Source organism: Vibrio sp. ArtGut-C1 (assembly GCF_002105475.1).
Lineage (GTDB): Bacteria > Pseudomonadota > Gammaproteobacteria > Enterobacterales > Vibrionaceae > Vibrio > Vibrio diabolicus.
In genome coordinates this window covers 50,514-62,353 of record NZ_NCTH01000028.1, presented here as the reverse complement: position 1 = coordinate 62,353, position 11,840 = coordinate 50,514, and the positions used below count along the sequence as shown (strand labels likewise).

Sequence of the window (11,840 nt, the reverse complement as noted above, 5' to 3'; positions counted from 1 at the left end):
TCTTTCACGCTTAGTCATAATGTCACCTGTTTTAGTATCGAGATGATCATACATCACCTCTTAATCAGGTGGCCAAATTCACTATGCCACTACAGCTTTGACTTTTTGAATATAATCATTTGATTTTGCAATCATTGATTTCATTATATTCGTAGGGATAATCGAATGCTTTAATCGATGTTCATCTTCATGCTTGGTGATTTTTACCAAGGTTAACTCATCAATGAGTCGACTCAGAAGAGAAGGGCTTACCAATTCATAAATGAAAAGAAACTTAATTCCTTCTCGCACCGTCTTCGCCACTGATGTATAGCATTTTAGATCCATTCCTCCTTGATTTTTAGACTTATAGAGAAAGTCTCTTAGAATGGTTCGAAGCTTTAGCTCTGGTATGTCATTTAATTCACGAAAACTTGAAAGCTTTCGTGCTTGCAAGAATTGACTAAATGTCTTTAGGGTTCGAACTCGACTTACAACCGTTTTCCATTTGTACGGTGTACCTCCTTCAACGGTCCCTAAATGAAGCGCGGCAATGAGAATCGCCTTAAGTTCGTAATCAAAAAACACAGAACCAGTATCGATAACAACCGCTCTCTCTCGTGGAAAAGGTTTAAAGTGGTTTCCTCCGAATGCCATCAACTCTGCACCTGAATGATTGTTTCGCCATAGAACCAGTGGTGCTAACTCTTCAATCTCAATGGCGGAAAGGTTTTTAATGGTGATCCGCGTTTCTATATCAATAATACTGCTAATTACCTTACTCAGCTCTGCCATTAAGTGCTCCTTTCACTGCCGCCATTGATGGGCAAGCAAATTCCCAATCAGGGTGGATCCCATGCTTTTCTAACAGCATGAAACCATCATTCACCACTTTCGTATCTCTTGCTCTTAAATGTTCAACGATGTCATCGACACGTTGCTTCAACACTTGAATGCTTGTCCGCTGATGATTAGTATCGTCAAACTCTAATACCGACATCGACATATTCTGTAATATGTAATGCTTATAACTCAGTAGCTTCCAAACATGCTCTGAATCAAGGACGATTCGAAAATATTGACACCAAACACAACTTAAGAAATCCGCACATAATCGAGAGCCATTGCTTTCACTATGGAGTTTATAATGCTCTTTGCTGTACCTTTCCGCTTCACTGCTATTTACCTTTGCGGCACAGGCTCCTGTTGGTACGACTTGAGTCTGATTTGTAGAAAGGTCCGTAATAATATGAATATCTGAAGAAATTTCTTTGCCTGTAAAGTAATCCTCCATGATCTTAGTTGCTTGACTGAGAGAATAACGAGATTCATCAGCATTAAGCCTCAAGTAATTGGACTCGAAAACACTAAACGAGTGACTGATGGTACCGGTATACTCTTTGATGTTCTTTTGAACTTTGCGATATATATGATTAACTCCGCCTCGGCGGATTTTTTGAGCGACAAAAGGGGTGCAGCAACCCGCTCTTTTTAGTATTGTCGATAGATATTTTACTTGAGCATATTCTAACTTTGAAACCTCACCATTACGTGGATAAATAAAAACAAAGTTACAATGTTTAGTTTTCGTCCTGATACCTTTAGTCAAATTATCGCGAACTTCCAAGATGTCAGTAATGGCACTCTTTAATGCTTGATTTTTCAATCCACGATTATCAAACATATAAGTGTCATTTCGATAACCTCCCCTTGCTTTTTGAAGTACTACTGCGTACTCACTTCTGTTGGTGATTGGAGATTCAACTTCAACAATATCATCACACTCAAGGTTCAGTAATGGGCTGATATTCCATCCCGTTTTCAACACCACTTTTCCAAAATGAAGTAGTATTTTGTAATACAAACTTATTTTTTCATCACGCAATAACGTTTCAATAAAAAAAGCAATTTCTCGGCATTGAGCTTCCGTGTAAAAGTCATCTGTTTTTAAGCGCTGATTGTGCCTTACTGCTCTTGATACTTTGATAGGGTAAGCATCGTGAAGCGAGATACTGAACTCTCGCATTAGCCAGATAAAACTACTTCGATAAGTGTGGGCCGTTCTTCTGTTCAGTGAATTCTCGTTGACGTCTGACTGTAGCTCAGCTAACAAATGCTTTTGTACCAATCCACCATTAACCCCAAACCCTTGAATGCCATGTTCTCTCAATAGCTGTAGATGTTCAGGGTTAAACGTCTCAGAATATTTATTCACCAGTGACTTAATTTGCTGATAGTTGTGATAAACACTTACCATTGAATAATGCTTCTGTTCAATATCAAGTTTTCGTTTACCCAGAAAATCAACAAAGTCACCGTACATACGTTCAGATATCGCCTTGATACTTGAGAAGTCACACAGAAGTTCGCGATTACGATCAACATTAGGGAATGACAACAAATTATCACGAAAAGAACTTAAATCTGGCGTTTTGTCAGGGTAAATACATCGACAAATCTCATGAAGTAACAAGAATGTTTGAGTAGGAAGCTTTTTATTATGGTAGAGCTCTCTCAGAAGGCCATCAACGCGAACAAGTACTATAATCCCTTCATTCAATAGCACTTTGTTCATTTCTTTTGTGAGTGCCGCTTGCAGAGAAGGAAGTGCTCTCTTGAAAGACGAAAACCTATCTCTAACACTATTTATTTTTAAGTGTGCTCCAACTGAATGACCGATGATTCTTGAGAAGCTTTTAAGATCTTGATAGATTGCCGGTGAGGTGCGATACAAGTCAGTAAGATCGACTTCATATTTATCTCTGACAAATATACATTTTCGTTCAAACGCTTTGCTGTCATAGTGTGACAACATTAAATGGAAATGGACTGAGTTGTATCTGTCCATTCTGGTAGCATCTCGCCAAAGAGCATCATTAATGGAAAATGCTCCAAAACCGTGCTCACCTAATATTCTGCGATAATCTTCATTTTTCAGAAGCTGAACCAATGTTACATGAGTACTCGCTTTGATATCACGAAGCGATTTCTGGGAACGTTCACTGCTTACCAAATACAATAAAAACGCACGATAATGATAGCAAAGTACATCTGAAGCACGGTACAACTTCGCGATGTCCGTCACATAACCTTTAAGATCGATTTTACTTGGTGGTTGTAGGCTCGGGTTATCATAAAATGCCCTAAAGAGCATCAAAAACGCATTTTTAATGCCGTTACCGTAGCGTTTGCTCGAATTGAGTGCGGTATATTCAAGGTTGCTCCAAACCTTCGTTTCTTTAAGCGCCGCTACCCCGTGCTCAAGCAACATCATTAAAGATTCCTTCTCAAGGTGTTTCACTAAGTTATCAATATTCACGGAGAGAATTCGAATATAGTTTGCGATTGTTGCTTGTGATTTCCCCCATTTTTTGGGGTTACTCATTAATCTCTGATAACAAGTTGTAATGTCATTTCCCAAGCACTCACTGTGCTTGAATATACGGTCCAATCTAATATTATTAGTCTCGCTAGATGTCAAAAGCATAAATGAATTAACCTATCTCTACCTTTTTCGCTTCCACAGCCAATTCTTGTTCTAACCCACCAAATACCGCCTCAACCCAAGATTTCATTCGCTTGTCATAGGTCATGGTTCGAGCTAAGTCGATATACTTTTGTGTCGTAGAAAAATTGGCGTGTCCAAGTAAAGACATAAGCTTGTATTGAATGAAGCCAAGCGGTAAGTGATTTTCTAACAGGAAACGCGCTAACGACGTTGCAAAAGTTGAGCGTAAGTCATGAAAAGATCGATCCAGCTTTATTTTATGATTGAGCAACTCCATTGCTGCGATGGATGTAATGTTTGTGATTGAGCCTTCGTTCAAGCGTTCACCAGAACGATTAATGAACAGCGGTTTATCGATATCAGTATGTTTGCTGTCCCATTTTGCTGCTCGCTTCATTCTTTCTGGGGAGTTCTTATATTCCCACAAGCGGCTCATCAGGGAGCGAGGTATGAGAATCTGTCGGTATTTATTTAACTTACCCAAAATATCAACGGCATAAACTTTAGTTTCATCCAAATCAATATCGACTATTTCAGTCTCCCTGAGTAATGTCACTTCAAATGCTCGTAAGCCGCATAGTAGAGCCAAATCAGCCCACAACTGACGAGATTCAGCTTGCATGTAGGCTGTCGAATAAAAGTTCTTTAGTTCATTTTGGTTAAACGGAGCAAGTCTTTCATTTAATACAAGTTTCTTTTGCTGATGTTTACGAGGAATAGTTAGATCGTTGGATTGGATTTCAATACCACGATCATGAGTAAATGAAGTGAAGATCAAATCAAAATCAGCGTCTGTACGTCGCTTTTTGATCACTTTGTTCGTGTATTGAAACGGCAACTTTTCTATGCGTTTTGTTTGCCAAGCCCATTCATACAACTGACGCACGTGGGATATGTATAAATTAGCCGTATTAAGAGATAACTTATGCTCTTTGATTAGCTCGATTAAGTGAGATCGAAACCTGTAAGGTGGCAACCACTCCTTTGCTTTGTTTGAAGCGGAGACAGCATATAACTCTTTCCACTCGATATTCGACCTTTCCAGCCAAGTCAAAAATACCTTTAGAGAATTAGCAATACTCCTGATAGTTTTTACTGTAACTCCACCTAGAAGGTTTTTTTGCCCTCCTTTTTTGGGGCTCAAAAACTTACCTTTGTAGCGATACTCAAGGAATAGGTTTACTTCCAAGCAATCATGTAACCTGGTATCACTCACTAGGAGAGGGAATTTATCAACAACATGTTCTCGCTGGTGAGTAACTTGTCGGATTTTGTGACCATCGCCAACCTCAAGGAATTCATCACTAAGAGATGGCAGTGCTCCAAGGTCCAAGCGTGTTTGGATAATAGAGATCATCGTACTGTCCATTTATATCCGTTTAATACATTAATAATGTAACAATATAAACAAAAAGTTAATATGCAATTAATACCAAAATTAGATAGATGTGACTATTACCGTCGTCTCTGGCAGCCCTACCAAGGTAAACCCGGGCATACCATTGCTAATATGAACTTCTACACTAACCGATGGCGCTTGCACCCCGACGCTTGCTCGACTATGAATGATTGCCAGCCCCATACGTTCCTCAATTTATTGAACACTCTGTAAACAAATGTTTTATCTAGTTGGTTATGTTATATACCGCGTCCCAATTGAGAGTTAATGTGAAAAAAGAATGACTTTTTGCTTGTCATGCAGCGGAATTGTGTGATACCACTAATGACGCAAACAATTTCGTAGAACATTACACAACATTTTTTAACGAAAAAAGAACGACAGACAGATGAACCTTTTCGCTCATATCAACGCACTGCTAGCCCTGATTATCGTGGTCATTATTGGCACCGCGCGGGGTATTGTGGGCGAAAGGTAACCACAAATTACAAAAGACCCCCGCACTGAAAAGTCCGGGGGTTTTTTTACAACTACAAGTTGTCATCTGTCTAACCCTCGGACAGTTTAACGGGAAGAATGGGAGTGCACATGAAGTGCAATAAATATGGCAATCGCTACGAGCCACAACGTAGCAAAGGAGGTTTACGATGACTGGTGCACAACTTGTCGTAGCCGCTTTAAGACAGCAAGGCATCGAAACCGTTTTTGGCTACCCTGGCGGGGCCATCATGCCAATCTACGATGCTTTGTATGACGGAGGGGTGGAGCACATCCTATGCCGTCATGAGCAAGGAGCCGCCATGGCCGCCATCGGTATGGCTCGTTCCACACAAGACGTTGCCGTATGCATGGCAACTTCCGGCCCAGGAGCCACTAACCTTGTTACCGGCCTTGCCGACGCTTTCCTTGACTCCGTACCTCTAGTTGCCATCACAGGCCAGGTTGCTAGCTCTCATATCGGTACCGATGCATTCCAAGAAATGGATGTGATCGGAATGTCCCTAGCCTGTACTAAGCACAGCTATCTCGTGACCGAAATTGAAGACCTGGCGCCAACGCTAGCCGAAGCGTTTGAAGTGGCCAAAACGGGTCGTCCGGGTCCAGTCATTGTCGATATCGCCAAAGACGTTCAACTGGCTCAAACCCCAACAGATCTACTGCCTCCATACGTAGCGCCTGCAATCGAAGATGTCAGCGCTGAAGACATTAAGCGCGCACAAGATGTACTGGCAGCCTCAACTCGCCCAGTGTTGTATGTTGGTGGTGGCGTGCAACTCGCGAAAGCAACCGATGCAGTACGCGAATTCCTTCGCTTAAACCCAATGCCAGCAGTTAGCACACTAAAAGGCCTCGGTACCATTGAACGCCATGACCCTCACTATCTTGGTATGTTGGGCATGCACGGCACCAAAGCCGCTAACCTAGTGGTTCAAGAAGCCGATCTATTGATCGTGGTTGGCGCACGCTTTGATGACCGTGTGACGGGTAAGCTCGACACGTTTGCACCAAATGCGAAAGTGATTCACATCGACATTGATGCCGCAGAAATTCATAAACTGCGCCACGCCAACGCACCATTGCGTGGCGACATCAACACCATTCTTCCTCAGCTAGAGCTGACTCAAGATATCTCACCGTGGGTTCATCACAGTGAAAGTCTGCGCAGCGGCTTTAAGTGGCGTTACGACCACCCGGGCGAGTTAATCTACGCACCTCTATTGCTTAAACAACTGTCAGACATGATGCCAGACAGCTCAATTGTCTCGACTGATGTAGGTCAGCACCAGATGTGGGCAGCGCAACATATCCAGCCACGCGAACCACAAAATTTCATCACTTCTGCTGGCCTTGGCACCATGGGCTTTGGCTTGCCAGCAGCGATGGGGGCAGCAGTCGCACGTCCTGATGATCAGTCTATCCTTATTACAGGTGACGGTTCATTTATGATGAACGTGCAGGAATTGGGCACGCTGAAGCGTCGTCAGATTCCAGTGAAGATTGTCCTTCTTAATAACCAACGTCTTGGCATGGTTCGCCAATGGCAGTCGCTGTTTTTCGACGGTCGCCACAGTGAAACCATTCTTGATGACAACCCAGATTTCGTGATGTTGGCAAAAGCCTTCGACATTCCGGGCAAAGCCATCACCAAGAAAGAAGAAGTCGAACCAGCGCTGAAAGAGATGCTAGCGAGTGAAACTTCTTACATGCTTCACGTTTTGATTGATGAAGAAGAAAACGTGTGGCCATTGGTGCCACCTGGCGCATCAAACAGTGATATGTTGGAAAATACATAGGAGGCAATCGCATGGACAGATATTTACTCGACATCAAAGCCGATGACAAACCGGTACTGTTGGAGCGCGTTCTACGTGTGATTCGTCACCGAGGCTTCGTGATCAAACAAGTCGCTGCTACGCAAAACCATGAAAGTAAAGTAGCCAGCGTCGAGATCATCGTCGACAGCGATCGACCAATCTCGTTTTTGATCAATCAAATAGAGAAGTTGTGGGACGTTCGTAAGGTTGAGGTGCTAAAAATCCGCAACGATGAACTGCCAAATCACAACTTACAACAACACGTAAGTGCATAAGGAAGGCAACAAATGGCAACGAAAACTGCAGATTTCATTTGGTTTAATGGTGAGATGGTTCCATGGGCAGAGGCGAACGTTCACGTTCTAACTCACGCAATGCATTATGGTACATCCGTGTTTGAAGGCGTGCGCTGTTATAACACACCAAAAGGCCCAATTGTCTTCCGTCACCGTGAGCATGCACAACGTTTAAAAGATTCCGCCAAGATTTACCGTTTCCCGATCCCTTTTTCTGTAGAAGAAATAATGGAAGCGACCCGCGAAACACTGCGCCAAAACAAACTCGATAGCGCCTACATTCGCCCATTGGGTTTTGTGGGTAATGTCGGTTTGGGCGTGTGTCCACCAGTTGGCACTGAAATGGATCTAATCATTGCGGCATTCCCTTGGGGCTCTTACTTAGGCGAAGAAGCGCTAGAGAAAGGCGTGGATGCGATGATTTCAAGCTGGAACCGCGCGGCACCAAACACCATCCCGACAGCAGCTAAGGCCGGCGGTAACTACCTATCTTCACTACTGGTTGGCGGTGAAGCCCGTCGTCACGGATACGACGAAGGTATCGCACTGAGCGTTGATGGTTACCTATCTGAAGGGGCTGGCGAAAACATCTTCGTTATCAAAGATGGCGTGATCACCACACCACCAGCAACCAGCGCGATTCTGCCGGGCATCACTCGTGATTCGATCATGACGATTGCACGCGATAAAGGCTACGAAGTACGTGAAGCTAACATTGCTCGTGAAGCCCTTTACCTTGCCGATGAAGTCTTCATGACAGGTACTGCGGCTGAAATTGTGCCAGTTGCAACCATCGACAAAATTGAAGTGGGCACTGGTAAGCGCGGCCCTATCACTAAAGAACTACAAGCAGCCTACTTTGGCCTATTTGACGGCACCACGGAAGATAAGTGGGGCTGGTTAGACTATGTGTACCCAGAACAGAAGTAAGAAGGATTAGGAAATGCCAAAATATAGATCAGCTACCACCACACATGGTCGTAACATGGCGGGTGCACGAGCACTGTGGCGTGCAACGGGTGTGAAAGAAGAAGACTTCGGTAAACCAATCATCGCCGTTGTAAACTCGTTTACTCAATTTGTTCCGGGTCACGTACACCTGAAAGACATGGGTCAGCTTGTAGCACGCGAAATCGAAAAAGCTGGCGGTATTGCGAAAGAATTCAACACCATCGCGGTTGATGATGGTATCGCAATGGGTCACGGCGGCATGCTGTACTCACTGCCTTCACGCGAACTGATCGCAGACTCAGTAGAATACATGGTCAACGCGCACTGTGCCGATGCCATGGTATGTATCTCTAACTGTGACAAAATCACTCCGGGAATGTTGATGGCATCTATGCGTCTTAACATCCCTGTTATCTTTGTTTCTGGTGGTCCAATGGAAGCGGGTAAAACCAAGCTTTCTGATCAGATCATCAAACTAGACCTTGTTGATGCGATGATCCAAGGTGCGGATCCAAAAGTGTCTGATGAGCAAAGCGAACAGATCGAACGCAGCGCATGTCCAACCTGTGGATCGTGTTCAGGCATGTTCACGGCAAACTCGATGAACTGTCTAACGGAAGCGCTGGGTCTTTCTCAGCCGGGCAACGGTTCTATGCTGGCGACTCACGCTGATCGTGAACAACTATTCCTTAACGCGGGCAGACGCATTGTTGAACTGACTCGCCGTTACTACGAGCAAGATGACGAATCCGCGTTGCCACGCAACATTGCAACTTATGATGCCTTCGAAAATGCAATGGCACTGGATATCGCCATGGGTGGCTCAACCAACACCATTCTGCACCTACTGGCCGCGGCGCAAGAAGGTGAAGTGGATTTCGATATGGAAGATATCGATCGCCTATCACGTCAAGTACCACACCTATGTAAAGTGGCACCATCTACCCAGAAATATCACATGGAAGACGTACACCGCGCAGGTGGCGTAATGGCGATTCTTGGTGAATTGGATCGTGCTGGTCTACTGCACAATGATGCTCGCACCGTACTGGGTCTTTCAATGAAAGAGCAGTTGGCAAAATACGACATCATCCAAACGGAAGACGAAGAAGTACTTAAGTTCTACCGTGCCGGTCCGGCTGGTATTCGTACCACCCAAGCGTTCTCGCAAGATTGTCGTTGGGATCGCCTTGATGACGACCGTGCAGAAGGTTGTATTCGCGCGAAAGACAACGCCTTCAGCCAAGAAGGTGGCCTAGCCGTTCTATCAGGCAACATCGCATTGGATGGCTGTATCGTTAAGACAGCCGGTGTTGATGAAAGCATTCTTAAGTTCACTGGTCCAGCTGTGGTATTTGAGAGCCAAGAAGATGCGGTGGAAGGCATCTTGGGTGGCAAAGTCAAAGCAGGTGACGTGGTTGTTATCCGTTACGAGGGCCCTAAAGGTGGTCCGGGCATGCAAGAAATGCTTTACCCAACCACTTACCTAAAATCGATGGGCCTTGGTAAAGAATGTGCACTGCTGACTGACGGTCGCTTCTCTGGTGGTACATCAGGACTCTCTATCGGCCATGCTTCTCCTGAAGCCGCTAACGGCGGTGCTATTGGACTGGTGAAACCGGGCGATATGATCGCGATTGATATTCCGAACCGTTCAATTTCACTCGAAGTGTCTGAACAGGAACTTGCAGAGCGCCGTGCAAAACAAGACGAACTTGGCTGGAAACCTGTTGATCGTCAAAGAGAAGTTTCCTTTGCACTTAAAGCGTACGCGAGCATGGCCACCAGTGCTGACAAGGGTGCAGTACGAGACAAGTCGAAGCTAGAGGGCTAGCAATGATGGAATCTCAACCCGAAAAGAAAGTAAATCAAACTGGCGCAGACTATCTGCGCCAAATCCTCCGCGCACCTGTTTATGAAGTAGCAACAGTGACGCCACTGCAAGAAATGCCTCGTTTATCTGCACGTATCGGGAATAATGTGCAGATCAAGCGTGAAGATCGCCAACCCGTGCACTCGTTCAAATTGCGCGGTGCATACAACATGGTGGCGAGTTTATCTGAAGCGCAGAAAGCCGCTGGTGTCATCGCAGCATCGGCAGGTAACCACGCTCAAGGCATGGCGCTGTCTGGCACTAAGCTGGGCATCAAAACCACCATAGTGATGCCAAAGACCACGCCGGATATCAAAGTCGACGCAGTACGCAGCTTTGGTGGCAATGTGGTACTACACGGCAGCAACTTTGATGAAGCAAAAGCAGAAGCCGAACGTTTGTCAGAGCAATATAGCTATACTTTTGTACCCCCCTTTGATCACCCACTGGTGATCGCAGGTCAAGGCACCATCGGTATGGAAATGCTACAGCAAAATGGTCACCTTGATTACATCTTTGTTCCTGTCGGTGGCGGCGGTTTGGCCGCTGGTGTTGCGGTACTCGTGAAGCAGTTAATGCCAGAAATCAAAGTCATTGCCGTAGAGCCGGAAGACTCATCTTGTCTAAAAGCCGCGCTGGATGCTGGTGAACCTGTGGTACTAGACCAAGTCAGCATGTTTGCCGATGGCGTCGCAGTAAAACGCATTGGTGAAGAGACTTTCCGTCTGTGTCAAAAGTACATTGATGGCCATATTGCGGTCTCTAGTGATGAAATCTGCGCAGCCGTAAAAGACATCTTTGAAGATACCCGTGCGATTGCTGAGCCTTCGGGTGCGCTTGCTCTGGCGGGGCTGAAGAAATTTACTGAACAGAACAAGCTGAAAGACAAAAACCTAGGTACGGTACTGTCTGGCGCAAACACCAACTTCCACGGGTTACGCTATGTTTCTGAGCGCTGTGAGCTTGGTGAAAAACGTGAAGGTTTATTGGCAGTGACGATCCCTGAACGCCAAGGAGCATTCTTTGAGTTCTGTAACTTGATTGGCGGCCGTGCAGTTACGGAGTTTAACTATCGTTATAACGATGACGAACTCGCTAATATCTTTGTCGGTGTTCGTCTGCAAGGTGGTCAAGAAGAGTTGGAAAACATCATTCACGATCTACGTGAAGGTGGCTATCCGGTGGTTGACCTTTCTGACGATGAAATGGCGAAGCTACACGTTCGCTACATGATCGGCGGGAAGCCATCGAAGCAACTCAAAGAGCGACTCTACAGCTTTGAATTTCCAGAGTACCCAGGTGCCTTGCTGAAATTCTTAAGCACTCTTGGTACCCATTGGAATATTAGCTTGTTCAACTACCGTAACCACGGTGCAGACTACGGACGCGTTTTATGTGGTTTCGAGTTAGATGAAGGGGATTTAGCTCAATTTTCGGCACATTTGCGCGAACTTGGCTATCAATGCAAAGACGAAACAGACAACCCGTCTTACAAGTTCTTCCTGTCATAAAACGCCAC

The 11,840-nt window shown here is 45.0% G+C and carries 8 protein-coding genes and 1 pseudogene; 5 read left to right on the top strand and 4 right to left on the bottom strand.

Annotated features, from left to right (window positions below; genetic code table 11):
• Positions 1–81: 81 nt before the first annotated feature.
• The 4 genes and pseudogenes from B7360_RS19770 to B7360_RS24945 all read right to left on the bottom strand — a co-directional run.
• Positions 82–774, bottom strand: a complete 693-nt coding sequence (locus B7360_RS19770; RefSeq protein ID WP_085344411.1) for a hypothetical protein — start codon at positions 772–774, stop codon at positions 82–84.
• Positions 758–3,364: a hypothetical protein gene (locus B7360_RS19765; RefSeq protein ID WP_216819534.1), complete on the bottom strand. Its 2,607-nt coding sequence runs from the start codon at positions 3,362–3,364 to the stop codon at positions 758–760. Before B7360_RS19765 ends, B7360_RS19770 begins: the two co-directional genes overlap by 17 nt.
• Before the next feature lie 109 nt (positions 3,365–3,473).
• On the bottom strand, positions 3,474–4,631 hold the full coding sequence (locus B7360_RS19760) for a site-specific integrase (protein WP_216819533.1): 1,158 nt from the start codon (positions 4,629–4,631) through the stop codon (positions 3,474–3,476).
• A gap of 312 nt (positions 4,632–4,943) precedes the next feature.
• A pseudogene (locus B7360_RS24945) lies at positions 4,944–5,069 on the bottom strand (ATP-binding protein); the annotation flags it as partial.
• A gap of 464 nt (positions 5,070–5,533) precedes the next feature.
• Between B7360_RS24945 and ilvG the strand changes: the two are divergent.
• From ilvG to ilvA, 5 genes are read left to right on the top strand one after another with little or no spacing between them, the layout of a single operon-like run.
• Complete coding sequence (gene ilvG, locus B7360_RS19750) at positions 5,534–7,180, top strand: acetolactate synthase 2 catalytic subunit (RefSeq protein WP_085344408.1); 1,647 nt, start codon at positions 5,534–5,536, stop codon at positions 7,178–7,180.
• Positions 7,181–7,191: 11 nt separating this feature from the next.
• Positions 7,192–7,476, top strand: a complete 285-nt coding sequence (ilvM, locus tag B7360_RS19745) for an acetolactate synthase 2 small subunit (RefSeq protein ID WP_005378958.1) — start codon at positions 7,192–7,194, stop codon at positions 7,474–7,476.
• A 12-nt stretch (positions 7,477–7,488) separates the two neighbouring features.
• Positions 7,489–8,427, top strand: a complete 939-nt coding sequence (gene ilvE, locus B7360_RS19740) for a branched-chain-amino-acid transaminase (RefSeq protein WP_005378953.1) — start codon at positions 7,489–7,491, stop codon at positions 8,425–8,427.
• A gap of 13 nt (positions 8,428–8,440) precedes the next feature.
• Positions 8,441–10,282, top strand: coding sequence for a dihydroxy-acid dehydratase (gene ilvD, locus B7360_RS19735; RefSeq protein WP_005394064.1), 1,842 nt, complete (start codon positions 8,441–8,443; stop codon positions 10,280–10,282).
• Between the two features lie 2 nt (positions 10,283–10,284).
• Positions 10,285–11,832, top strand: coding sequence for a threonine ammonia-lyase, biosynthetic (gene ilvA, locus B7360_RS19730; protein WP_085344407.1), 1,548 nt, complete (start codon positions 10,285–10,287; stop codon positions 11,830–11,832).
• The last annotated feature ends 8 nt before the right edge of the window (positions 11,833–11,840 follow it).

Coding starts and splice junctions, on each gene's coding strand:
- ilvA (WP_085344407.1), top strand. CDS start 10,285: ATGATGGAATCTCAACCCGAAAAGAAAGTAAATCAAACTGGCGCAGAC.
- ilvE (WP_005378953.1), top strand. CDS start 7,489: ATGGCAACGAAAACTGCAGATTTCATTTGGTTTAATGGTGAGATGGTT.
- ilvM (WP_005378958.1), top strand. CDS start 7,192: ATGGACAGATATTTACTCGACATCAAAGCCGATGACAAACCGGTACTG.
- B7360_RS19765 (WP_216819534.1), bottom strand. CDS start 3,364: ATGAGTAACCCCAAAAAATGGGGGAAATCACAAGCAACAATCGCAAAC.
- ilvD (WP_005394064.1), top strand. CDS start 8,441: ATGCCAAAATATAGATCAGCTACCACCACACATGGTCGTAACATGGCG.
- ilvG (WP_085344408.1), top strand. CDS start 5,534: ATGACTGGTGCACAACTTGTCGTAGCCGCTTTAAGACAGCAAGGCATC.
- B7360_RS19770 (WP_085344411.1), bottom strand. CDS start 774: ATGGCAGAGCTGAGTAAGGTAATTAGCAGTATTATTGATATAGAAACG.